Source organism: Limnohabitans sp. (assembly GCF_030158565.1).
Classification (GTDB): Bacteria; Pseudomonadota; Gammaproteobacteria; order Burkholderiales; family Burkholderiaceae_C; genus Limnohabitans_A.
Genome location: NZ_JAOASQ010000024.1, coordinates 1 through 21,908, shown reverse-complemented (window position 1 = coordinate 21,908; position 21,908 = coordinate 1). Strand labels below are relative to the sequence as shown.

21 protein-coding genes and 1 pseudogene are annotated in these 21,908 nt (G+C 62.7%); 10 read left to right on the top strand and 12 right to left on the bottom strand.

The genetic code is table 11. The annotated features are described in order from the left end of the window. Window positions 1-15: 15 nt before the first annotated feature. From Q1W40_RS04775 to argS, 10 genes are all read right to left on the bottom strand, one after another. Complete coding sequence (locus Q1W40_RS04775; RefSeq protein ID WP_300709437.1) at window positions 16-1,290, bottom strand: TolC family protein; 1,275 nt, start codon at window positions 1,288-1,290, stop codon at window positions 16-18. Between the two features lie 615 nt (window positions 1,291-1,905). Next, on the bottom strand, window positions 1,906-2,679 hold the full coding sequence (locus Q1W40_RS04770) for a YecA family protein (RefSeq protein ID WP_108326773.1): 774 nt from the start codon (window positions 2,677-2,679) through the stop codon (window positions 1,906-1,908). A gap of 15 nt (window positions 2,680-2,694) precedes the next feature. Then, window positions 2,695-3,102, bottom strand: a complete 408-nt coding sequence (locus Q1W40_RS04765; RefSeq protein ID WP_300709433.1) for a PIN domain-containing protein — start codon at window positions 3,100-3,102, stop codon at window positions 2,695-2,697. Continuing rightward, entirely contained in the window at window positions 3,099-4,373 is a 1,275-nt protein-coding gene (locus tag Q1W40_RS04760) for a THUMP domain-containing protein (protein ID WP_300709431.1), read from the bottom strand. The genes Q1W40_RS04765 and Q1W40_RS04760 overlap by 4 nt, the downstream gene beginning before the upstream one ends. 10 nt (window positions 4,374-4,383) lie before the next feature. Further along, window positions 4,384-5,922, bottom strand: coding sequence for an RNA polymerase factor sigma-54 (locus tag Q1W40_RS04755; RefSeq protein ID WP_300709429.1), 1,539 nt, complete (start codon window positions 5,920-5,922; stop codon window positions 4,384-4,386). Window positions 5,923-5,959: 37 nt separating this feature from the next. Beyond that, window positions 5,960-6,715, bottom strand: a complete 756-nt coding sequence (gene lptB, locus Q1W40_RS04750) for an LPS export ABC transporter ATP-binding protein (protein ID WP_300709427.1) — start codon at window positions 6,713-6,715, stop codon at window positions 5,960-5,962. Next, a complete protein-coding gene (gene lptA / locus Q1W40_RS04745; RefSeq protein WP_300709425.1) occupies window positions 6,712-7,335 on the bottom strand; it encodes a lipopolysaccharide transport periplasmic protein LptA in 624 nt (207 codons plus the stop codon). The genes lptB and lptA overlap by 4 nt, the downstream gene beginning before the upstream one ends. Before the next feature lie 138 nt (window positions 7,336-7,473). Then, a complete protein-coding gene (locus Q1W40_RS04740) occupies window positions 7,474-8,115 on the bottom strand; it encodes a thiol:disulfide interchange protein DsbA/DsbL (RefSeq protein ID WP_300709423.1) in 642 nt (213 codons plus the stop codon). Window positions 8,116-8,152: 37 nt separating this feature from the next. After that, complete coding sequence (locus Q1W40_RS04735) at window positions 8,153-8,797, bottom strand: SPOR domain-containing protein (protein ID WP_300709420.1); 645 nt, start codon at window positions 8,795-8,797, stop codon at window positions 8,153-8,155. 6 nt (window positions 8,798-8,803) lie between these two features. Beyond that, complete coding sequence (gene argS / locus Q1W40_RS04730) at window positions 8,804-10,477, bottom strand: arginine--tRNA ligase (RefSeq protein ID WP_300709418.1); 1,674 nt, start codon at window positions 10,475-10,477, stop codon at window positions 8,804-8,806. A 178-nt stretch (window positions 10,478-10,655) separates the two neighbouring features. Between argS and Q1W40_RS04725 the strand changes: the two genes are divergently transcribed. Continuing rightward, window positions 10,656-10,943 (top strand): PsiF family protein, encoded by a 288-nt coding sequence (locus Q1W40_RS04725; protein ID WP_300709505.1) that lies wholly within the window; start codon window positions 10,656-10,658, stop codon window positions 10,941-10,943. A gap of 84 nt (window positions 10,944-11,027) precedes the next feature. Here Q1W40_RS04725 and Q1W40_RS04720 read toward each other — a convergent pair whose 3' ends face one another. Next, a complete protein-coding gene (locus tag Q1W40_RS04720; RefSeq protein ID WP_300709416.1) occupies window positions 11,028-11,951 on the bottom strand; it encodes a LysR family transcriptional regulator in 924 nt (307 codons plus the stop codon). 183 nt (window positions 11,952-12,134) lie between these two features. On the opposite strand from Q1W40_RS04720, the gene Q1W40_RS04715 reads away from it, so the two are divergent. The 8 genes from Q1W40_RS04715 to Q1W40_RS04680 all read left to right on the top strand — a co-directional run bounded on the left by Q1W40_RS04715 (window position 12,135) and on the right by Q1W40_RS04680 (window position 20,536). Then, window positions 12,135-14,366, top strand: a complete 2,232-nt coding sequence (locus Q1W40_RS04715; protein WP_300709414.1) for a malate synthase G — start codon at window positions 12,135-12,137, stop codon at window positions 14,364-14,366. 141 nt (window positions 14,367-14,507) lie between these two features. Next, window positions 14,508-16,151: an acyl-CoA dehydrogenase family protein gene (locus tag Q1W40_RS04710; RefSeq protein ID WP_300709412.1), complete on the top strand. Its 1,644-nt coding sequence runs from the start codon at window positions 14,508-14,510 to the stop codon at window positions 16,149-16,151. Between the two features lie 10 nt (window positions 16,152-16,161). Next, window positions 16,162-16,965: a crotonase/enoyl-CoA hydratase family protein gene (locus tag Q1W40_RS04705; RefSeq protein ID WP_300709410.1), complete on the top strand. Its 804-nt coding sequence runs from the start codon at window positions 16,162-16,164 to the stop codon at window positions 16,963-16,965. A gap of 61 nt (window positions 16,966-17,026) precedes the next feature. Then, entirely contained in the window at window positions 17,027-17,290 is a 264-nt protein-coding gene (locus Q1W40_RS04700; RefSeq protein ID WP_300709408.1) for a hypothetical protein, read from the top strand. 30 nt (window positions 17,291-17,320) lie between these two features. Further along, window positions 17,321-17,536: a cysteine-rich CWC family protein gene (locus tag Q1W40_RS04695; RefSeq protein ID WP_300709406.1), complete on the top strand. Its 216-nt coding sequence runs from the start codon at window positions 17,321-17,323 to the stop codon at window positions 17,534-17,536. After that, window positions 17,533-19,017 carry a DHA2 family efflux MFS transporter permease subunit gene (locus tag Q1W40_RS04690; protein WP_300709404.1) on the top strand — a complete coding sequence of 495 codons (1,485 nt, stop codon included), beginning with the start codon at window positions 17,533-17,535 and terminating at the stop codon, window positions 19,015-19,017. Before Q1W40_RS04695 ends, Q1W40_RS04690 begins: the two co-directional genes overlap by 4 nt. A gap of 3 nt (window positions 19,018-19,020) precedes the next feature. Then, entirely contained in the window at window positions 19,021-19,788 is a 768-nt protein-coding gene (locus Q1W40_RS04685) for a class II glutamine amidotransferase (protein ID WP_300709402.1), read from the top strand. Between the two features lie 43 nt (window positions 19,789-19,831). Then, complete coding sequence (locus Q1W40_RS04680) at window positions 19,832-20,536, top strand: hypothetical protein (RefSeq protein WP_300709400.1); 705 nt, start codon at window positions 19,832-19,834, stop codon at window positions 20,534-20,536. 1 nt (window position 20,537) lies between these two features. Here the strand turns inward: Q1W40_RS04680 and gshB are convergent, their stop codons facing one another. Continuing rightward, window positions 20,538-21,485, bottom strand: a complete 948-nt coding sequence (gene gshB, locus Q1W40_RS04675; RefSeq protein WP_300709397.1) for a glutathione synthase — start codon at window positions 21,483-21,485, stop codon at window positions 20,538-20,540. A gap of 194 nt (window positions 21,486-21,679) precedes the next feature. Here gshB and Q1W40_RS04670 point away from each other — a divergent pair. Further along, a pseudogene (locus Q1W40_RS04670) lies at window positions 21,680-21,908 on the top strand (MBL fold metallo-hydrolase); the annotation flags it as partial.

Sequence of the window (21,908 nt, the reverse complement as noted above, 5' to 3'; positions counted from 1 at the left end):
GTAGGGGCCGGTCTCTCAGGGCGTGTGCGACAGGTGTGCCAGGCCTTGCGTGAAGATGTGCAATCGCCAGGCACTGGTCAGGGCGGTGGCTTGTGCGTCGGACAGCTGGAGGTGTGCCTGGGTCAATTCGCGTGCTGCATTCATCACGTCGATCCAGGTTTTGCGGCCTGCATTGAATTGCCGGGCATAGGCTTCGTTGATGGCCTGGTTCGCTTGCGCATGCGCTGCCAGACTGGCCAGGCGATCCTGGCTGGTGCGCAGCCATTGCACATCGGTGCTGATTTGTTCTTGCAGGCTCAGGTGTGCGGCGGCGATGTCGGCTTCGAGGGCCTTTTCCCGTTGCTGCAGGATTTCCATTTGCTGGATCAGGCTCAGACCCGCGCCTGTGGAGGCGCTCAAACCGACGAACATGCGGTTGGTGGAGAACGGTTGGGTGGTGTAGGGGCTGCCCGATTGGTGTTCTGCGCGCACATAAACCTCGGGCCAGCGTGCAGCTTCTTTTTCTTCCCGCTCGTGGCTCAGAATGGCTTGTTGTGCTTGCAGGCGTTGCAGTGTGGGGGCATGGTTGACCGCTTGCGCATACAGCGCGTCTTCGGCCTGGGTGTTGATGGCGGGCGGCGGCGTGGTGCTGCTTTGCAGATGTTGAGTCTCCAGTGGCTGGTGGCTCAGTTGCTGCAGTTTGGCCAAAGCCACTGCGGTTTGCATGCGCGTGTTTTGCAGCTCGGCACGGGTTTGTTCCAGCCGTGCTGTGCTGAGGGTCACTTCGCCTTGCGCGGAGGCGCCTTCTTGGGCACGGTGGCTGATTTGCCGCTTGAGCTCGGCGTGAACGGCCAGGCTGTCGTTCAGTGCCTGGGTTTTTTGTTGGGCGGCCCACCACTCTCCATAGGCTTGAACGACGCGCAAGCTCAGTTGCCATTGCGCTTCGCCAAGTTGGGCCATGGCCAGTCTGTTTTGTGCACGCGCTTTGTCCAGGCTCGCTGTGAGGCGACCGCCGGTCCACAGCGGTTGCTGCAAGCGCGCCAAAGCCACCGGGCGACCGCTGGCGTAGGCGCTGTCCATGGGGCTGTTGCTTTGTGCTTTTTCCCAGCTCAGTGAGAAGGTGGGCAAAAACTGTTGCTGTGCCAGCGTGATCTCTGATTCGCTGGCCTGCAGTTGAGCTTGTTGTGCCCGGATGCTGGGGTGACTTTCGAGGCTGGCCGCAATGAGCTGATGCAGACTTTGTGCATGGAGCCATTGGGGCCACAAAAAAATCAGCAATACCGATGCAGGCAGCTGGATAAAAAACTTCATGGTGTCGCCGCCGATGTCCTGTATTTCTTCAACCGATCTCGTTTTTGTAAACAATCAAAATGTTATTTTTGATTTATTCGATTAATCAAATATCAGGACTTGTAAATTTGAGCGGTGCGGACGTCACTGATCCCTTCCTAGGCGGTCCTGGCGACCCCCATTCCGTCATCGCGAGGAGCGAAGCGACGTGGCGATCCAGGAGCCGCAGCAATCCATATCAAAACAAGTCATCAGGCGGCACACTGGACATGCTTGACCGTTACCCATCGCCCTTCGTCACGCCGGGTTTGACCCGGTATCTACGCCCCTTTGTCATACCGGACTTGATCCGGCATCCATGCAGCTGCAGATGGACCCCGGGTCTTCGCCCGGGGTGACATTGGGGGCGCGGGGTGAAATTGGATGGGCTGGGGGTGACAGCGCTCTTTCCGTCATCCCGGGCCTGACCCGGGATCCATTTCCCTTCGGTCATGCCGGGCTTGACCCGGGATCCATCCCCTTTACGGCTGGATTGCCGCGCTTCGCTCGCAAGGACAAGAGGGGGCTGGATTGCCGCGCTTCGCTCGCGATGACGCTTATGTCGTCATCGCGAGCGAAGCGACGTGGTGATCCAGTTCAGGCGCCGCAGCACTTTTTGTATTTCTTGCCGCTGCCGCACGAGCAAGGGTCGTTGCGGCCGGGGGTGGCGGCTTTGATGACTTGTTCCACGCGGGGGCCGATGTTGCGCCAGATTTCGCGCAGGTCGTACACGGCCCACAGGGCTTCGCCGTAGGCGTTGAGGCGGTTTTCGCTCACGCTGGGGGGGCCGTCTTCGGACAGGGCGGACAAGGTGGGGGTGTCGGCGTCGTCTTCGGTCAGGGCCACGATGGCTTCGAGCGACAGGTCGTGCCACTTGGCGGCGTCTTTGTCTTTGGGGGCGGCCCATTCGTCGGACCAGTTTTCGACCGCGAACATGAAGCCCAGTGCCCAGACTTGCGCAAAGGCGGGGATTTCGTTGTCGTCGATTTCGGCGCGTTCTTCTTCGGGCAGCGTGGCGATCGCACCGCGCACGTCCATCACTTCGGGGGCGTAGGCCTTGTCGTCGTCCAGTGCTTCCACGGGGGTGTCGAGCGACAGCTGGATCTCGTCAAAGCGGCGTTGCCACAAGGCCAGAAATTGCTGGCGCTGGGCATCGTCGGCAAAGCTGCCGCCTTCTTCGCCTTCGTCCACGCCCAGCAGCATGGGCAGCCATTCGCCTTCAGGGATGGGGCGGCGGCAGCAGACCATGGCGGCCATGAAGCCTTCGCAGAACTCCCATTGCGGCGTTTCTTCAAAACGCTCGCGCAGGTCGTCGAGGATGTTGTCCAGGGTGTCGAAGTCTTCGGCTTGCAAGCCAGCGGTGGTGTTCATGGGGTGTTCCGGTGATCAGGCGAGGATTGTAGGGTTGAGCGCCACGCCGCAGCGCTCGAGCCGTTTGCGCATGCACAGCACCTGCGCGTCTTTGCTGTGCAAGCTGGCGGTGTGGGCCACGGCCAGGTCGATGAATTTTTGGTCGTCCGGGTCTTTGCAGGCGTATTCGGCTTTGGGCGCGTCGGGCTGCAATTGGGCCCAGCGGTCAAAGTGGCCGAGCACGGCGCTGGCAGGCAGTTCGCGGTGCGTCAGGCGTTTGGCGATTTGCGGGTAGGCCAGCACGCGGGCCAGCTCTTCGCGCATGGCGGCGGTGGCCAGCCACTGCGTGCTGCCGCTCTCCACGCTGGTGCGCAGGGCTTCGGCCTTGGGTTCGTCAAAGACCCACAGGTCGAGCACGATGTTGGTGTCCAGCACGCGCTTCATGCGGCAGGGGTCTCGCTGGCGCCTCGCTTCAAGCTGCCTTTGACCATGTCAAAGCGGAACAGGCGGCATTCGATGGGGCCGTTCCACATGGGCACGCGGCGCGATTCTTTCAGGCGCATTTTGCTGGGCAGCTTCAGGTCGGGCGTGAGCATCCAGGCGCTCCAGCCGCTGTAGTTTTTCTTCCAGTGGCTGGCCAGTTGGGCAAAGAAGTCGCCGCCGTCGTCGGTCTGGGCGGTTTCGCGGTGGTGGCTTTGCTCCGCAGCACGCGCGCTGGCCAGGGCCCCTGGCTGGAAGCTGTCGCGCCCACGCCCGGCCACACCGGCGGCGGCAATGCGCTCGCCATAGGGCGGGTTGAGCAGCATCACGCCGGGCGTTTCGCTAGGCGGCATGCGTTGCAGCGCGTCGCCGCCACGGAACTCGACCACGCCCGAGACGCCAGCGCGTTCGGCGTTGCGCTCGGCAAAGTCGACCATGCGGAAGGCCACGTCGCTGCCAAAAATTGGCGCGGTGGGTTCGTGCTCCAGGTCGCGGGCTTCTTCGATCAGGCCTTGCCAGACGTGGTTCTGGAAGGGCAGCAGTTTCTCGAAACCAAACCGCCGCTGCAAACCGGGCGCGATGCCGCAGGCGATTTGCGCCGCTTCGATCGGGATGGTGCCGCTGCCGCAGCAGGGGTCGTACAAGGGCACGGTGGCGTCCCAGCCGCTGGCCGCGATCATGGCGGCGGCCAGGGTTTCTTTCAGCGGCGCGTCGCCCTTGTCGGTGCGCCAGCCGCGCTTGAACAAAGGCTCGCCCGAGGTGTCGATGTACAGGTTGAGGGTTTCGGGTGTCACGTGCGCGTAGATGCGCACATCGGGCCAGCTGGTGTCGACGCTGGGGCGCTCGCCGCGCTTGGCGCGAAAGCGGTCGGCCACCGCGTCCTTGATTTTGAGCGCGGCAAAGTTCAGGCTGTTCAGCGGGCTGTGCTGCGCGGTGATGTCGATCTTGAAGGTCTGTTTGGGCGTGAACCAGATTTCCCAGGCCACTTCGCTGGCGGCGTTGTACAGGTCGTTTTCGTTGCGGTAGTCGGTGACCGACAGCTGCACCAGCACGCGCTGGGTCAGGCGGCTGTGCAGGTTGATGCGCATGGCGTCGCGCCAGGAGGCGCGGGCCATCACGCCGCCGCGTCCGGTCATCAGGTCGTGGCCCGTGAGGCCCGTGATGGCGTGCACCTCGTCGGCCAAAAAGCCCTCAACGCCTGCGGCGCAAGGCATGAACAGGTTCAATGAATTCACTCAAATACTCTCAAAGGGTTTTGCGCAGGTTGGCGGGCGCGATCTTCAGGGCTTCGCGGTACTTGGCCACCGTGCGGCGGGCGCAGTCGATGCCTTGCTCTTTCAGCATCTCGGAAATCTGGTTGTCCGACAGCGGCTTGGCAGGTTTTTCGGCAGCGACAAATTGCTTGATGAGCGCCCGCACGGCGGTGCTGGACGCGGCGCTGCCGCTGTCGGTGCCCAGGCCCGAGCCAAAAAAGTACTTCAGCTCAAACGTGCCTTGCGGCGTGGACATGTATTTGGCCGTGGTCACGCGGCTGATGGTGGACTCGTGCATGCCCAGCTCGTCGGCGATCTCGCGCAGCACCAGCGGGCGCATGGCCAGCTCGCCGTGCGTGAGGAAGTTTTTCTGCCGCTCCACGATGGCGGAGGACACGCGCAAGATGGTGTCAAAGCGCTGCTGGATGTTCTTGATGAACCAGCGCGCTTCTTGCAGGCGCTGCTGCAGGCCTGCGTGCGACTCGCCCTTGCCGCCGCGCAGGGCGTTGGCATAGATGTCGTGCACGCGCAGCTTGGGCATCACGTCGGGGTTGAGCTGGATGCGGAATTTGGGCGCGCCGGTCTTGCGCAGGTTGGTCACGATCACATCGGGCACGATGATGTTTTGCTCGGCCTGCACAAAGGGGCGGCCCGGCTTGGGTTCGAGCCGCGCAATGAAGGGGATGGCCGCTTTGATCAGCGCTTCGCTTTCGCCGGTCAGCCCGGCCAGGCGTTTGAAGTCGCGCTTGGCCAAAAGCTCCATGGGCTGGCCACAGACCTTGAGTGCGGCTTGCATGATGGCGTCGTTGGGCGCGTCTTGCAGCAAGGCCTTGATTTGGATGCGCAGGCACTCGGCGAGGTCGCGGGCACCCACGCCCACGGGTTCGAGCGATTGCAGCAAGCCCAGCGCCACGGTGAAGCGGTGCACCAGTTCGTCCAGCTGTTCGTAGTCCTCGCTGCCCGCCAGACTCGCGGCGAGCTCGGGCAGGGTGTCGGTCAGGTAGCCGTCGTCGTTGAGGGACTCGATCAAAAAGCGCAGGGCGGCGCGGTCGATTTCGGACAGGCGCAGCGACAGGGCCTGGCGGTGCAAGAAGTCGGTGAGCGAGCCCGTGCTGCGGGCCAGCTCGGTGGCGTCGGCGGTGTCTTCACCCTTGTTTTGGCGCGATCCGGCATCGCCGCCCCATTCGCTGTCGTCAGGGCGCATCTCGACGCTGCCGTCGCCGTCCCAGCTTTCGGCGACATCGGTCACGGCTTCGCCGGTGACTTCGCTGGGGCCATCGTCGTGGCCCGATTCGCTGGCGCTTTCGCTCACCCGGTCGCCCAGGCTCACGTGGCTGTCGGCCTGGTCCAGGCCAAAGGCCTCTTGCGGGGCCTCTTCATCGTTGCGTTCCAGGAACGGGTTTTCGTCGAGCATTTGCTCGACTTCCTGCGACAGCTCCAGCGTGGACAGCTGGAGCAGGCGGATCGATTGTTGCAACTGGGGCGTGAGCGCCAGGTGCTGCGACATGCGCAGCGACAGACCGGGTTTCATACGGCGACTCGCATGTCGGCATTCACTTCAGGGCGCATCACATTCGGAAGTGTTCGCCCAGATAGACGCGCCGCACATCGGCGTTGGCCACGATCTCTTCGGGGGTGCCTTGGGCCAGCACATGACCGTCGCTGATGATGAAAGCGTGGTCGCAAATGCCCAGCGTTTCGCGCACGTTGTGGTCGGTGATCAGCACGCCAATGCCGCGCTGCTTGAGGAAGGCGATGATGCGCTGGATCTCGATTACGGCGATCGGGTCGATGCCGGCGAACGGCTCGTCCAGCAAGATGAAGCGCGGGTCGGTGGCCAGCGCACGGGCAATCTCCACGCGGCGGCGCTCGCCGCCCGACAAGGCCACAGCCGGTGAGTCGCGCAGGTGGTCGACCCGCAAATCGGCCAGCAAAGCGTCCAGCTTGTGTTCAATCTCGGCACTGCCGAGCGGGCGTCCTTGCGCGTCGGTGTGCAGCTCCAAAATGGCACGCACATTCTCGGCCACCGACAGCTTGCGAAAGATGGAGGCTTCTTGCGGCAGGTACGACAAGCCCATGCGTGCACGTTTGTGGATGGGCATGCGGGTCACGTCTTCGCCGTCGATCAGGATCTGGCCGCCATCGGCGCGCACCAGGCCCACGATCATGTAAAACGAGGTGGTCTTGCCCGCACCGTTGGGGCCGAGCAAGCCGACCACTTCGCCTTTGGACACTTTCATCGACACGTCGTGCACGACTTTGCGGCTGCCGTAGGCTTTTTTCAGGTGTCGCGCTTCCAGGCAGCTGGTGGGGGTGTCGCTCATGGTTTTTTGCTTTCGCCCAAAGAGGGGCTGGTGCGCAGCGCCGGTGTCGAGCCTGGTGCCGTGTCTGTGCCCTCTTTGCGGGGGGTGATCACGGCACGCACGCGCTCGCCACGTCCGTTGGCGGCCTGACCTTTGGCTTGGCCATCCACGGTCATCACCTCGGTGGTGTTGTTGAAGACGATTTTCTCGCCCGTCACACGGTTGGCCACTTCGGTGCCGCGCAAGATGCGGCCTTCAGCGCGCTGCACCAGCGTCATTTGATCGGCTTGTTTGTCGTAGATGGCGGTCTCAGCCTCGCCCTCGGTGTATTCGTCGACGCCTTCACGCTTTTGGCGAAAGAACACCCGCTGTTTGGGGGCGGCCCAAAATTGCGCCAATTGCTGGCCTTTGCCGTCTTCTTGTACTTCCATGCGGTCGGCGCGTATGACCAGGGTGCCTTTGACCGCGACCACATTGCCGTTGAATTGGGTCAGTTTCAGACCTTCGTCGTGGCGCATCTTGTCCGCCTCGATGTTCATGGGCTTGTCTTTGTCGGCTTTTTCGGCGTGCACGGGCGAACAGAGCAGGCCCCAGCTCAGGGCGGCACCGGCGATCAAGTGGAGAAAAGTTTTAAAAGGCATGAATCTTGCTGTTCGAAGCTTTTTGATTGTAGGCGCAAGCGTCTGCATATCGACACCGATACCGCAGCTTGGACACAAAAAAGCCCGCGCAGGCGAGGCCTGGGCGGGCTTTGGCACCGAATGGGTGCATGCCAGAGGTCAAGTGCGTGTTCGGCTTTGTGCGATGAGCGATTCGGCCACCTTGATGGCGCGCTCCATGCTGCCGGCGATCGAGCCATCGGTGTAAAAGCGACCGGCAATGCCAAAGGAGGGCACGCCTTCGACCTTGTAGTCGTTTTGCAGTTGCACGGCGCGTTTGAGTTTGCTGGCCACGCCAAACGATTTGTAGGTTTCGCTGAACTTGGCTTTGTCCACGCCTTGCTTGGCCACCCAGTCCAGGATGGCCGCTTCGGTGTTGAGCGGCTGCTTTTCAGCATGGATGGCGGTGAACACTTTGGCGTGCAGGCTGTCCAGCAGGTTCATGGCTTCGAGTGCAAAGAACAAACGTTGTTGCGGTGCAAAGTCGTCGCGAAAAGCCACAGGCACGCGGCGCACCACCACGTCTTTGGGGGCGTTTTTGACCCATTGCGCAAATGTGGGCTCAAACGCACTGCAGTGTGGGCAGCTGTACCAAAAGAACTCGATCAGCTCGATCTTGCCCGCTGGGGCGTCGGTGCTCACGGGGCGCTCCAGCGGCAAATAGTCTTTGCCCGCTTTGAACAAGGCTTGCGCCCAAGCCGTGGATTGACTCAGCCAAGCAGAAGTGGCGAGCAAAGCGCCAGAAAAAAGACGGCGTTTCATGGGGTCTCCTCAGTGGGTGTTGGGCGGGGTGGGGCGCTCAGCGCTGTACCCGCACCAAGGTGTTTTCAATGCTGCTGCTTTCGAGGCGGGTGCGCACTTTTTCGGCGGCAGCTTTGTCATCGTAGGGGCCCAAGCGTACGCGGTAAACCGTGCGTCCGCCTTGATCCCGCTCAGAAACCTTGGCGTCCAGCCCCATGAGGGCCAGTTTGGCTTTTTGGGCATCGGCATCGGCTGAGGTGCGGTAAGCGCCTACCTGGATCACGTAGTCAAAGGGGTCGCCCGCGTTGGTGTTGGCAGCCGGTGTGGACAAGCCCGATTTGGCTTTGGCCAGGTCACCCAGCGGGTCGGCCGAGACGGCGGGCGGGCGGATATCGGGCTTGGCCGGCTCGGCTGGGGCCGCAGCAGCCTTGTCGATCGGCTTGGGCTGCATTTCTGCGCTGGGCAGGATCGGTGAAGGGGGCTGTTCGGCTGCCGGCTTGGTCTGGAGCACCGTGTTCGGATTCCAGTCCTTGTTCTTTTGCGACTCAGCCGTGTCTTGCTCGGACGAGCGGGGCTGGTTTTTGTTGGAAAACGGTGTGGGCACCTTGGTCACATAAATGGCCACAGCCAGTGACAGGCCCAAGCCCACCACCAGACCGATGATGACGCCCATGAACGTTCCGCCGCGTTGAGAGTTTTTCATGGTCATTTACATCTTGGTGGGTGCTGACACACCCAGAACTTTCAAGCCGTTTTGCAGCACTTGGGCGGTAGCCGCCACCAGCGCCAAACGGGCTTTCTTGATGGCTTCGTCGTCCACCAGAATGCGTTCGGCGTCGTAGTAGCTGTGGTACAGCGAAGCCAGGTCGCGCAGGTAGAAGGTCACATCATGAGGTGCGAAGTCGTTGGCCGCAGAGGTCAGCATCTCGGGGTACTTGGCCAGGGCCAGCATCAGCGCATGGGCCTGCGGGCTTTGCAGAGCAGACAGGTCGGCATGCGTCAGGCTGGCTTTGTCGCCACCCCAGGCCGCCAGCACCGAGCAGATGCGGGCGTGCGCGTATTGCACGTAGTAGACCGGGTTGTCGTTGTTTTGCGCCAGCGCCAAGTCGATGTCGAAGATGTATTCGGTGTCGGGCTTGCGGCTGAGCAAGAAGAAACGCACCGCGTCCTTGCTGGTCCATTCGATCAGGTCGCGCAGCGTGACGTAACTGCCAGCGCGCTTGGAGATCTTCACTTCTTCGCCCCCACGCATCACGCGCACCATGGTGTGCAGCACGTAGTCGGGGTAGCCCTCGGGGATGCCCACATTGGCCGCCTGCAGGCCTGCGCGCACGCGGGCAATGGTGCCGTGGTGGTCGGTGCCCTGGATGTTCACGACGCGCGAAAAGCCGCGTTCCCACTTGGTGATGTGGTAGGCCACATCGGGCACAAAGTAGGTGTAGGTGCCGTCGCCCTTGCGCATGACGCGGTCCTTGTCGTCACCGTAGTCGGTGGATTTCAGCCACAGCGCGCCGTCTTGCTCGTAGGTCTTGCCCGCATCCTTGAGCTTTTGCACGGCGGCGTCGACTTTGCCGCTGGTGTAAAGGCTGGACTCGAGGTAGTAGTTGTCGAACTTGACGTCGAAGGCCTTCAAGTCCAGGTCTTGCTCGTGGCGCAGGTAGGCCACGGCGAATTGGCGCATGCCGTCCAGATCGTTGACGTCGCCACTGCCGGTGAATTCGCGGTCATCGGACTTGACGGTCTTCTTGGCCAAAAAGTCGTTGGCAATGTCCTGGATGTAGTCGCCGTTGTAGGCGGCTTCTGGCCATTCGGCGTCGCCTGGCTTGAAGCCTTTGGCGCGCAGCTGGGTGGAGTTGGCCAGGGTGCCGATTTGCACACCCGCGTCGTTGTAATAGAACTCGCGGTAGACCTGCTGGCCTTGGGTGGCCAGCAAGTTGCAGATCGCGTCGCCCAAAGCGGCTTGACGGCCATGGCCCACGTGCAGAGGGCCTGTGGGGTTGGCCGAGACGAATTCGACCAGCACCTTGTCGGCTTTGGCCGCTTGCGCACCAAAGGATTCGGCCGCTTGCAGCACTTCGTGCACCACGGCTTGTTTGGCCGCGTCTTTCAGGCGGATGTTGATGAAGCCCGGGCCCGCCAGCTCGATGGCGTCGACCCAGCGCTCGAAGGCGGGGGTGGTCAGCAAGGCGGCGCGCAGCGATTCGCCCAGTTGCCGGGGGTTTTGTTTGAGGGCCTTGGCCAGCTGCATGGCGGCTGTGCAAGCCAGGTCGCCGTGGGCGGCGACCTTGGGGGATTCAAAGGCAGCACGGCTACCGGCGCCGGGCTGGAGTTTGTCGAGCTCGGCGGCCAGGGCCGCGAGCAAATGTTGTTTGGCAGAAAGCATGGGGTGGGATTTTACGGGGCATGGCCGCACCTGCACGGATGGGCGGGTGGCTGTGTGTGTTCATTTACAGTTGATTACAAGCCCACGCTGGACAAATCGCCTGCCCAAATGCCCTAATGCGCTTGGCGTTGAAGTGCATTTCGCGCCACCATTCACCTTCACCATTTGGGAGTTTCTTATGCGTAACGGTTTCACAGTTCTGGCTTTGGTTTTGGCATTGGCTTCGGGTTGGGCGCAGGCCGCAGACCCGGCACCCGCTGAAAAAACACCCCAGCAAAACAAAATGGCCACTTGCAACAAAGAGGCCGATGGCAAAAAAGGCGACGAGCGCAAGGCGTTCATGAAGGAGTGCTTGAGCGCCAAAAAAGAAACGCAGCAAAGCAAGATGAAAACCTGCAATGTCGAAGCGGCGGGCAAAAAGGGCGATGAGCGCAAGGCCTTCATGTCCGAATGCCTGAAGAAATGATGCCCGGCGGTTTGGGCGCCTGACCTGAACCGACGCTGTGCACCCCAAAGCCTGACACCCGTCAGGCTTTGGCATTGATGGGGTTCAAAGCCCCGTGCGTTGCCAGAATTCGGTCTGGCCGTAGTGCTGCTTGAGGTGGTCGATCCACAGGCGCACCCGCAAAGGCAAATGCTTGCGCTGCGGAAACACCACAAAGATCCCGTTGGGTGGTGCGGCATAGTCTTCCAGCACCGCCACCAGCTGGCCGGCCTGGATCTCGGCCTCGACCTCCCAGGTGCTGCGCCAGGCGATGCCGTAACCGGCCAGGCACCAGTCGTGCAGCACCTGACCGTCTGAGCAGTCCAGGGGGCCGCCGGGGCGCAGATGGATCACCTCGCTGCTGCCGCCCTCCGTGCGAAAGGCCCAACCCCGGGTTTGCGACGCGTCGCTCGACAAAGTCAGGCAATCGTGGTGCAGCAAATCAGAAGGTTGCTGCGGTGTGCCGCGCCTTGCCAAGTAGGCTGGTGTGGCCACGCACAAGCGGCGGTTGTCGGCCATGCGCACACTGACCAAAGACGAGTCGGGCAAATCGCCCACGCGCACCGCGCAATCAAAGCCTTCGCCCGCCAGGTCCACCACGCGGTCCGACAGGTTCAGCGAGATCGTCACATCGGGGTGCAGTTCGCGGAACTTGGGCACCAGCGGCGCCACATGCCGCCGCCCAAAGCCCGCAGGGGCCGTGATGCGCAAATGCCCACTGGCCTTGACGCCACCAGCCGAGACACTGGCTTCGGCATTGGCCACGTCTGAGAGTAGGCGCTGACAATCTTCCAGAAAGGCGCTGCCCTCGTGCGTGAGGGTGATGCGCCGCGTGGTGCGCACCAGCAGCTTGACGCCCAGGTGCTCCTCCAGCGCGTCCAGCCTGCGCCCAATGATGGCCGGGGCCACGCCTTCGCCGCGGGCAGCGGCCGTCAAGCTGCCCTTGGTGGCAACCGAGACAAAGGTGTCGAAGGCTTTGAGCTTGTCCATGGGGGCAATTATGCTTTTTTGCGGTGTATTTGTGCAAAAAAGTCATGGGTTAATGAATTTTTGCCGTCTTTATCCGCATCGAAACTTAGAATAAAGTCCTTTCCAAGCTGCAAAGTGTTCCGCACCGCAAGGCGTGGGGCTGGCAGAGCGCCCGAATTCTTTTTTTCAACATCCGAGGTTCCCATGACCGAACGCACCGCGATCCACAAGCTGCAAGTGGCCAACCCTTTGCTGAGCTTCATCAACGACACCCTGTTGCCCGCCACTGGCGTGGACAAGGACAAGTTCTGGGCTGGCTTTGACAGCATCGTGGCCGATTTGGCCCCCAAGAACATCGCCCTGCTGGCCGAGCGTGACCGCATCCAGACCGCCATGGACGAGTGGCACACCGCCAACCCCGGCCCCGTGGCCGAAGGCAAGGCCATGAAGGCCTACCGCAAATACCTGAGCCAGATCGGCTACCTGGTGCCCGAGCCCAAGAACGCGCAAGCCACCACCGCCAACGTGGACGCCGAGCTGGCCAAGCTGGCTGGTCCCCAGCTGGTGGTGCCGATCCTGAACGCCCGCTACGCCCTGAACGCCGCCAACGCCCGTTGGGGCTCTTTGTACGACGCGCTGTACGGCACCGATGCCATCAGCGAAGAAGGTGGTTGCGAAAAAGGCTCGGGCTACAACCCCAAGCGCGGCGCCAAAGTCATCGACTACTGCCGCAACGTGCTCGACCGCACTGCACCCCTGAAGACCGGCTCGCATGTGGGCAGCAAGGGCTACGCCGTCAAAGCCGGCAAGCTGGTCGTGACCCTGGCCAATGGCAAAAATTCCACCCTGGCCGATGCCAAGCAGTTTGTCGGCTACACCGGTGACGCCAAGGCCCCCGCCTCGGTGCTGTTCGTGCACAACGGCATCCACCTTGACCTGCAAATCAACAAGACCACCGCCATCGGCAAGACCGACCCGGCTGGCGTGTCCGACCTGATCGCTGAAAGCGCGCTGTCCACCATCCTCGACCTGGAAGACTCGGTGGCCGCCGTGGACGCCGACGACAAAGTGCTGGCCTATGCCAACTGGCTGGGCATCTTGCAAGGCACCCTGAGCGAAGAAGTGCAAAAGGGCGGCAAGACCTTCACCCGCACCATGAACGGTGACCGCGAGTACACCAAGCCCACGGGCAAAGGCACCGTCAAACTGCACGGCCGCTCGCTCATGTTCGTGCGCAACGTCGGTCACCTGATGACCAACCCTGCCATCCTCTACACAGCCGCCGACGGCAGCACCAAAGAGATCCCCGAAGGCATCATGGACGCCATGGTCACCGTGACCTGCGCCCTGGTCGACTTGCAGAAAAAGTCTTCGCACCCCCTGCGCAACAGCCGCACCGGCAGCGTCTACATCGTCAAGCCCAAGATGCACGGCCCCGCCGAAGTCGCGTTTGCCGACGAGCTGTTTGGTCGCGTCGAGAAGGTGCTGGGCATGAAGCCCTCCACCGTCAAGCTGGGCATCATGGACGAAGAGCGCCGCACCAGCGCCAACCTCAAGGCCTGCATTGCCGCAGCCAAGAGCCGCGTGGCCTTCATCAACACCGGCTTCCTGGACCGCACGGGCGACGAGATGCACACCTGCATGCTGGCCGGCCCCGTCATGCGCAAGGGCGACATCAAGAACAGCACTTGGCTGGGTGCTTACGAGAAGAACAACGTCAACGTGGGCCTGGCCTGCGGCTTGCGTGGTCGCGCCCAGATCGGCAAAGGCATGTGGGCCATGCCCGACCTGATGGCCGACATGCTCAAGGCCAAGATCGGTCACCCCCTGGCCGGTGCCAACACCGCCTGGGTGCCCAGCCCCACCGCTGCCACGCTGCACGCCATGCACTACCACCAGGTGGATGTGCCTGCCTTGCAAAAGCAGATGGAAAAGGCCGTGGCCAAGCAAGACCCGAAACAACTGCGCGAAGACACCCTCAATGCCTTGCTGCAGTTCCCCGTGGTGGCCAAAGATGCCGCCAACTGGTCGGAAGAAGACAAGCAAAAGGAACTCGACAACAACGCCCAAGGCATCCTGGGTTACGTGGTGCGCTGGGTGGACCAAGGCGTGGGCTGCTCCAAGGTGCCCGACATCAACGGCGTGGGCCTGATGGAAGACCGCGCCACGCTGCGCATCTCCAGCCAGCACATGGCCAACTGGCTGCACCACGGCGTGGTGACCGAAAAGCAGGTCAAAGCCACGATGGAGCGCATGGCTGCTGTGGTGGACGCGCAGAACGCGGGTGACCCCGAGTACAAAAAGATGGCGGGCAACTTCGCCAAGTCGGCCGCTTACCAGGCCGCTTGCGATCTGGTCTTCAAAGGCAAAGAGCAACCCAGCGGCTACACCGAGCCGCTGCTGCACGCCTGGCGCCTGAAGGTCAAAGCGGCCTGATCGTCCGTCCATGCCAGACGTGTTCTGGCATGTGTGAAAACGGCTCCTTCGGGAGCCGTTTTTCGTGGGGTCGTGAGCGGGCAATTCCCCTAGACTCTGGGGCATGCACAACAAGCCCCGAGGGCAAGACGGAGACGACGCATGACCTGGCACACCCACGAAATCACGAACCAGTTCGACGAGCTGCAAAACTACCAGCTCTTTGCCACCGACACGCCATTGCGCGAAGCATTGGCGCGTGCAGGGGCCGCTGGTTTTCAGGCGCAACTCGACACCTATGGCACCACCCTGGGCCAGGCCGAGACCTACGCCTTGGCCGATCAGGCCAACCGCTACACGCCTGAGCTGAAATCTTTCGACGCCCGAGGCCGCCGGGTGGATCAGGTGCAGTTTCACCCCAGCTGGCACCAATTGATGGCGCTGTACCGGAAGCAGGGCTTGATCGCCATGCCGTTTGCCGATGAGCGCCCGGGGCGCTGGTCGGCCTGGGCCGCAGGCTTTTACCTGCACGGGCAGGTGGAAGCAGGCACGCTGTGCCCCGCCACCATGACGCAAGCGGCCATTCCGCTGATTCAGCGCGAACCTGCCTTGTGGGCCGCCATGAAGGACCAGCTGCTCAGCCCCGACTACGACGAACGCGATGTGCCGCTGGCCCGCAAAAAGTCGATGTGGGTCGGCATGGGCATGACCGAAAAACAAGGCGGCTCGGATGTGCGGGCCAACACCACCACAGCCACCCCCACCGGCCAGGGCGAGCGCGAGTTCACACTGCGCGGGCACAAGTGGTTTTTCTCGGCTCCCATGTGCGACGCGCACCTGGTGGTGGCGCGCACGGCCGACGGCGGCCCCAGTTGCTTTTTTGTGCCGCGCTGGCGTCCGGATGGCCGCAAGAACCCGATTGAAATACAGCGCCTCAAGAACAAGGTGGGCAACCGCAGCAACTCCAGCAGCGAAGTCGAGTTCAAGGACGCTCACGGCATCCTGATGGGCGAGCCCGGGCGTGGCATTCCCACCATCATCGAGATGGCCACCTACACGCGCCTGAACTGCGTGGTGGGCAGCGCCGCCATGGTGCGCCAAGGCTTGGTGCAGGGCCTGGCCTACGCCCGCCAGCGCAAGGCCTTTGGTCGTCTGCTGGTCGATCAGCCCCTGATGCGCGCCGTGCTGACCGACCTGGCCCTCGAAAACGAAGCCAATGTGGTCTTGATGATGCGGCTGGCGCAGGCTTACGAGCGCGATGACAGCCCGGTCGAAAAAGCCTGGAAGCGCGTCATGACGCCTGCGGCCAAGTTCTGGGTCTGCAAGCGTGCGGTGGAGCTCACCGGCGAGGCCATGGAAATCTTTGGCGGCAACGGCTATGTGGACGACGGCGTCATGGGCCGCTTGTTTCGCGAAGCCCCGGTCAACTCCATCTGGGAAGGTGCGGGCAATGTGATGTGTCTCGACGTGATGCGGGCCATTGGCAAAGCGCCCGACGCGGCCATGGCTTTGCTGCAAGACCTGAGCCAAGGCTTGGGCGAAGATGCCCGCTTGGTGGCCGCGCAACAAAGCCTGCTGGCCATGCTGCGCGAACCGCCTGAGCAACTCGAAGCCCTGGGCCGCCGCTTTGCCGAGCGCCTGGTGCTGCTGGCCCAGGCCTGCTTGCTGCGCCGCCATGCGCCCAACGCGGTGGCCGATGCCTTCATCAACACCCGCATGGATCCGCAATGGGGCCGTGTGGTGGGCAGCATCGACATCCGAGCGCTGGCGGTCGATGCCATCCTGCAACGCGCCTTCCCGGGCTGAGGCGACACACATGTCCAACCATCCCACCGAAGTTCAGGTCACCCGGCAAGGCCCGGTGACCATCGTCACGATCAACCGTCAGCAGGCCCGCAACGCGGTGGACCGCGTGACGGCGCAGCAACTCGCCGATGCTTTTCGCGACTTTGATGCCGACCCGGATGCCGCCGTGGCCGTTTTTTATGGCGCACATGGCACCTTTTGCGCCGGGGCCGACCTCAAGGCGCTCAATGATGAAGAGCGCCGCAACCGCCTGGACCCGCAGGGCGATGGCCCCATGGGCCCTTCGCGCATGCTGCTGTCCAAGCCGGTGATCGCGGCCATCAGCGGCCATGCCGTAGCGGGCGGGCTGGAGCTGGCGCTGTGGTGCGACCTGCGCGTGGTCGAACGCTCGGCCGTGCTGGGTGTGTTTTGCCGCCGCTTTGGCGTGCCCCTGATCGACGGCGGCACGGTGCGCTTGCCCCGGCTGATCGGCTTGTCGCGGGCGCTGGATTTGATCCTCACCGGCCGGGCCGTGGCGGCGGACGAGGCGCTGGCCATGGGCCTGGCCAACCGCGTGGTGGACGAAGGCCAAGCGCTGCAGGCGGCGGTGGAACTGGCGCAGCAACTGGCCGCCTTGCCGCAGACCTGTCTGCGCAACGACCGCCGCTCGGCGTATGAACAATTTGGCATGGGTCTGGATGAGGCGCTGGCCCACGAATTTGCGCTGGGCCTGCAAACCCTGGCCAGTGGCGAAGCGTCTCGCGGGGCCCGGCTGTTCGAGTCGGGCGTGGGGCGCAGCGGACAGCGGGTGGATGGGCCCAAGGGGGCTGCTTGACCGCTGGCCTCTTGCGCTGTGTGCGGTCGAAGTGCGCGTGGAGCCTGTTTTAATACGGCGCATGACGACCCCATCTCCACACCCCCAGGACCGCATGCGCTGGATTGACCGACTTCCTTTGCTTTGGCTGGCGCTGGTGGCGCTGTACCTGGTTGTGGCCCCATTTGTGCCCGAGCCGCACCTGACCGAAAAATGGCGCATGCTCCTGCAAGGCACGCTGAGCCGGCCCATCGATATTTTTGATTTGTTTTTGCACACCACACCCCTGGTGGTGCTGGCCGTGCGGCTGTGGCGAGATGCGCAGCGCCGCCGACACAAGGCCTAAACTGGGGGCTTTATTGCCTTGACCCTTGCCATGAGCGCTTGTTCGACCGTTGACCCTTGCCTCTGCCCCCTGTGTGGGCAAGCCAACCGCTGCGCCATGGAAGCTTCACCCGGGCAAGCGACAGAGCCCTGTTGGTGCACGCGCGAGCAGTTCACGGCGGCCTTGTTGCAGCAAATTCCAGCCGCGGCCAAAGGCAAAGCCTGCATTTGCCAGGCCTGTGTCCAGAAAGCGGCGCAGACGACATGAGTCAAGACACCCACAGCCTGCAGGCCCTGCGGGCCCGTTATGGCGAGCGCCACCGCTGGCTGCTGCTCTTGTCGGTCATGCTGGGCACCATGGCCTCGGTCATGTCGTCCACCATCATGAACGTGGCCATCCCCGACATGAGCCAGCATTTCACGTTGGGCCAGACGCGGGTGCAGTGGGTCAGCTCGGGCTTCATGGTGGCCATGACCGTGTCCATGCTGACCACGCCTTGGTTGCTCTCGCGTTTTGGTTACCGCCGCACCTATGAGATGTGCATGCTCATGCTGCTGGGCGGGGGCATTGCGGGCGGCTTGGCCGACGACTACAGCTGGGTGCTGGTGGCGCGCATTGTGGAAGGCTTGGCCGCTGGTGTGGTGCAGCCGATCCCCGTGATCATCATCATGAACGCGTTCGCCCCCGAAGAGCGCGGCCGCGCCAGTGGCCTGTTTGGCACCGGTGTGGTGTTGGCCCCGGCCATCGGCCCGAGCGTGGGCGGTTTGCTGGTGGATGCTTTTGGTTGGCGCTCGATCTTTTTCATGGTCGTGCCGCTGGCGCTGGCCGCGCTGTGGCTGGCGCGGCGCTATGTGCCCACCACGGCACCGGGCGGTGTGCAGGCCAATGTCGCGTCGGGCCGCCTGGACTGGTGGGGCCTGTTGATGGCGCTGGTGGGCACGGTGCTCTTGCTCAATGGCATGGTCACTTGGCGCGAATCGGGCACAGCGCAGGGCCTGCCTGTGCTGCTGGGCGCGGCCCTCATGGCCGCTTGCTTTGTGGCCTGGCAAATGCGTTTGCAGCGGCGTTTTCAGCACCACGCCACCGGCGCACAGGCGCCTTTGATGGATTTGCGCGTGTTCAACCACCGCAGTTTCCTGATGGGGTCTTTGGTGGCCGTGACCTATGGCACCGCGCTGTTTGGCTCCACTTATCTGCTGCCGGTGTTCATGCAAAGCGGCCTGGGTTTGTCGGCCTCGTATGTGGGCTCGGCCCTCTTGCCTGCGGGCTTCATGTTGGCCATCACCATCACCTTGGTGGGGCGCTGGGCCGACCGCACCGACAAACGGTATTTGGTGTTGGTGGGCCTGGTGTTGTTGACGTGCTCGTTTGCACTCATGAGCACGGTCGACCCGGACCGGGGCCTGCTGGCGCTGTGGTTGTGGACCATCTTGGGCCGCATCGGCCTGGGCTTCATCTTGCCTTCGCTCAACCTTGGGGCCATGCAAGGCATGCCGGCGCACCTGATTCCTCAAAGTGCCAGCGTCGTCAATTTCTTGCGCATGTTGGGCGGGGCAGCGGGCGTGAGTCTGTGCGCCATCGTGCTGGAGTGGCGGCTGGGCGCCAAGGGTGTGGCTTTGCTGGGCGCTGGCGATGCCCATGCCCGCTTGCTGGCCTTTCACGACACCTTCTGGTTTTTGGCCGTGCTCACCGCGCTGGCCATCATCCCGGCCTGGCTCATGTCCGCGCCCGCCCACAAGAAAGACTGACCCATGTGCCAACTGCTCGGCATGAACTGCAACACCCCGACCGATGTGACCTTCAGCTTCAGCGGCTTTGCGCAGCGCGGCGGCGTGACCGACCACCACAGCGACGGCTGGGGCATCGCATTTTTTGAAGGGCGCGGCGTGCGCCACATGGTGGACCACCAAAGCGCCAGCACCTCGCCGGTGGCTGAGCTGGTGCGCCGCTACCCGATCAAGAGCACCAACGTCATCGCCCACATCCGCAAAGCCACGCAAGGCGAGGTGAGCCTGGAAAACTGCCACCCCTTTGTGCGCGAACTCTGGGGCCGTTACTGGGTGTTTGCGCACAACGGCAACCTGGTCGATTTCGAGCCGCGCTTGCACGGCAACTTCAAACCCGTGGGCCAGACCGACAGCGAACGCGCCTTTTGCTGGCTCATGCAAGAGCTGGCCAAGTCCCACGCCAGCGTGCCCAGCGTGCAAGAGCTGTCGCTCACCCTGCGCGAACTGGTGCCGCACATCGCCAAACACGGCACCTTCAATTTTTTGCTGTCCAACGGCCAGGCCCTGTGGGCGCATGCCAGCACGCAGCTGCACTATGTGCTGCGCCGCCACCCCTTCAGCCAAGCCACCTTGAGCGACGAAGACCTGAGCGTGAACTTTGCCGAACACACCCGCGAGACCGACCGCGTGGCCGTGGTCGTCACGCAGCCTTTGACCACCAACGAGGCCTGGGTGGCGTTTGAGCCGGGACGGGTTTACACGTTTGAAGACGGTGACCTGATGGGTTTGTGACGCTTTCATGAGGGTGTCATGGACAGCTTCCTACAATCGCCGCATGCAGGTTCAATTTTTACTTCTGGTTCTTGCCGCACTGGCCAGTGGTGTTGGCGTCGCCCATGCGGCACGCCCATTCATGACCGACGACGCCCGTTTGACCACCGAGGGCTCATGCCAGCTGGAGAGTTGGACGCGCCGCTACACAGACCGCGTGGAGTATTGGGCGCTGCCTGCCTGCAACCCCACAGGCAATTTGGAGATCACAGCTGGCGGCGGTCATTTCAATGTCGATGGTCAGCCTTCTTCGCATGACCACATCCTGCAGGCCAAAACGCTGTTCCGACCAATGCAGACCAACGATTGGGGCTGGGGACTTGCCGTGGGCCGTGCCTGGCACCCTTCTGCCCAGTCTGGCCCCAACAACATGGGCAACACGTATGTGTATGTGCCGCTGTCGGTGTCCATGCGTGATGACCGCGTGGTTTTTCATGCCAACCTCGGTTGGGTCAAGGACCAACAAAGTCGCCTGCATTCGACCACCTGGGGTGGCGGCGTCGAATACTGGCTTCACCCCAGATGGATGTTGATCGCTGAAGCCTTTGGCGATGACCGGCAAAAGCCTTTTGTGCAATCCGGGCTGCGTTTCTCAGTGGTCCCCGGCCTGTTTCAGCTGGACTTCACGCGCGGCACCCAGCCCGGTGGACCCGGCCGCAGCGCATGGACCTCATTCGGTCTGCGCTACACCCCCGACAAGCTGTTTTGATTCAGGTGGTGCAGGCTGCTTCCACCGCATCCACAAACAGCGCTGCCACATCACACCCCATCTGGTCGGTGATTTCCTGAAAGCAGGTGGGGCTGGTCACGTTGATCTCGGTCAGGCTCTCGCCGATGATGTCCAGGCCCACCAGCATCAGGCCACGGGCCATGAGGATCGGGCCCAGTGCTTCGGCAATTTCGCGGTCGCGTGCCGAAATCGGCTGGGCCACCCCCTTGCCGCCAGCGGCCAGGTTGCCACGCACCTCGCCGCCTTGCGGAATGCGGGCCAGGCAAAAGGGCACCGGCTTGCCGCCGATCAGCAGCACCCGCTTGTCGCCTTGCGCAATACCGGGCAAAAACTTTTGAACCATCACGGTTTGCGCGCCATCGCGGTTGAGCGTCTCGATGATCGCGCCCAGGTTCAGGCCATCGGCCCCCACCTTGAAGATGCCCATGCCGCCCATGCCGTCCAAGGGCTTCAAGATGATGTCGCCGTGCGTGGCGTGGAACTCGCGGATGTCCGCCTCGTTGCGCGTCACAAGGGTGGGCGCGATGAACTGGGGGAACTCCAAAATGGCCAGCTTCTCGGGGTGGTTGCGCAGCGCCGCCGGACTGTTGAAGACCTTGGCCCCTTCGCGCTCGGCCTGGCTCAGCAGGTGGGTGGCGTAGAAGTATTCGCTGTCAAACGGCGGGTCCTTGCGCATGATCACCGCACCAAAATCCTTCAATGCCGCACGTTGTTTGCCGGTCTCGATAAACCAGGCATCGGCATCGCCCGTCAGGCGAACCTCGCGCACCAGGGCCGAGACCGCCTCGCCACGCTGCCAGCGCACATCGGTCATCTCGCACGCCACCACCTGATGCCCGCGCTTTTGCGCCTCGCGCATCATGGCAAAGGTCGTGTCCTTGTAGATCTTGAACGATTCGAGGGGGTCGGCAACAAAGAGGATTTTCATGAAAGCATTGTAGGAGCTGAACCGGTTGCCTTGGGCAGGTCTGCGGCCACGGCCCCGAGGAGTGAGGAGCTTCAAACGCCGCTGTGTTGGAGTACACATTCTTTGAGCCCCTGGCGAGCAATATGCAATTTACCAATACGTAACGCATTTCGTTTAGGTAAAATTCAGCCCATTCACAGACCGGAGAACTTTCCATGTCCAAAGCACCCACCAAGGCCTTCGCCAGCCAAGCCGACTTGGCCGAGAAAAAAATCACTTTCGAGCAACTCAGCCAGCACTGCTGGGCCTACACCGCCGAGGGTGACCCCAATTCGGGCGTGATCATTGGCGACCGTTTCATCATGGTCAGCGACGCCACCGCCACCCCGGCCATGGCGCAAGACCTGATCAAGAAAATCCGCACCGTCAGCGACCTGCCCATCA

What these genes read in the sequence shown, in the direction of transcription:
- Q1W40_RS04720 (WP_300709416.1), bottom strand. Translation starts at nt 11,951, where the DNA reads ATGGACAAGCTCAAAGCCTTCGACACCTTTGTCTCGGTTGCCACCAAG.
- Q1W40_RS04715 (WP_300709414.1), top strand. Translation starts at nt 12,135, where the DNA reads ATGACCGAACGCACCGCGATCCACAAGCTGCAAGTGGCCAACCCTTTG.
- Q1W40_RS04690 (WP_300709404.1), top strand. Translation starts at nt 17,533, where the DNA reads ATGAGTCAAGACACCCACAGCCTGCAGGCCCTGCGGGCCCGTTATGGC.
- Q1W40_RS04735 (WP_300709420.1), bottom strand. Translation starts at nt 8,797, where the DNA reads ATGAAAAACTCTCAACGCGGCGGAACGTTCATGGGCGTCATCATCGGT.
- Q1W40_RS04775 (WP_300709437.1), bottom strand. Translation starts at nt 1,290, where the DNA reads ATGAAGTTTTTTATCCAGCTGCCTGCATCGGTATTGCTGATTTTTTTG.
- gshB (WP_300709397.1), bottom strand. Translation starts at nt 21,485, where the DNA reads ATGAAAATCCTCTTTGTTGCCGACCCCCTCGAATCGTTCAAGATCTAC.
- Q1W40_RS04740 (WP_300709423.1), bottom strand. Translation starts at nt 8,115, where the DNA reads ATGAAACGCCGTCTTTTTTCTGGCGCTTTGCTCGCCACTTCTGCTTGG.
- Q1W40_RS04725 (WP_300709505.1), top strand. Translation starts at nt 10,656, where the DNA reads ATGCGTAACGGTTTCACAGTTCTGGCTTTGGTTTTGGCATTGGCTTCG.
- lptB (WP_300709427.1), bottom strand. Translation starts at nt 6,715, where the DNA reads ATGAGCGACACCCCCACCAGCTGCCTGGAAGCGCGACACCTGAAAAAA.
- Q1W40_RS04770 (WP_108326773.1), bottom strand. Translation starts at nt 2,679, where the DNA reads ATGAACACCACCGCTGGCTTGCAAGCCGAAGACTTCGACACCCTGGAC.
- Q1W40_RS04700 (WP_300709408.1), top strand. Translation starts at nt 17,027, where the DNA reads ATGACGACCCCATCTCCACACCCCCAGGACCGCATGCGCTGGATTGAC.
- argS (WP_300709418.1), bottom strand. Translation starts at nt 10,477, where the DNA reads ATGCTTTCTGCCAAACAACATTTGCTCGCGGCCCTGGCCGCCGAGCTC.
- Q1W40_RS04680 (WP_300709400.1), top strand. Translation starts at nt 19,832, where the DNA reads ATGCAGGTTCAATTTTTACTTCTGGTTCTTGCCGCACTGGCCAGTGGT.
- Q1W40_RS04710 (WP_300709412.1), top strand. Translation starts at nt 14,508, where the DNA reads ATGACCTGGCACACCCACGAAATCACGAACCAGTTCGACGAGCTGCAA.
- Q1W40_RS04705 (WP_300709410.1), top strand. Translation starts at nt 16,162, where the DNA reads ATGTCCAACCATCCCACCGAAGTTCAGGTCACCCGGCAAGGCCCGGTG.
- Q1W40_RS04755 (WP_300709429.1), bottom strand. Translation starts at nt 5,922, where the DNA reads ATGAAACCCGGTCTGTCGCTGCGCATGTCGCAGCACCTGGCGCTCACG.
- Q1W40_RS04685 (WP_300709402.1), top strand. Translation starts at nt 19,021, where the DNA reads ATGTGCCAACTGCTCGGCATGAACTGCAACACCCCGACCGATGTGACC.
- Q1W40_RS04765 (WP_300709433.1), bottom strand. Translation starts at nt 3,102, where the DNA reads ATGAAGCGCGTGCTGGACACCAACATCGTGCTCGACCTGTGGGTCTTT.
- lptA (WP_300709425.1), bottom strand. Translation starts at nt 7,335, where the DNA reads ATGCCTTTTAAAACTTTTCTCCACTTGATCGCCGGTGCCGCCCTGAGC.
- Q1W40_RS04695 (WP_300709406.1), top strand. Translation starts at nt 17,321, where the DNA reads ATGAGCGCTTGTTCGACCGTTGACCCTTGCCTCTGCCCCCTGTGTGGG.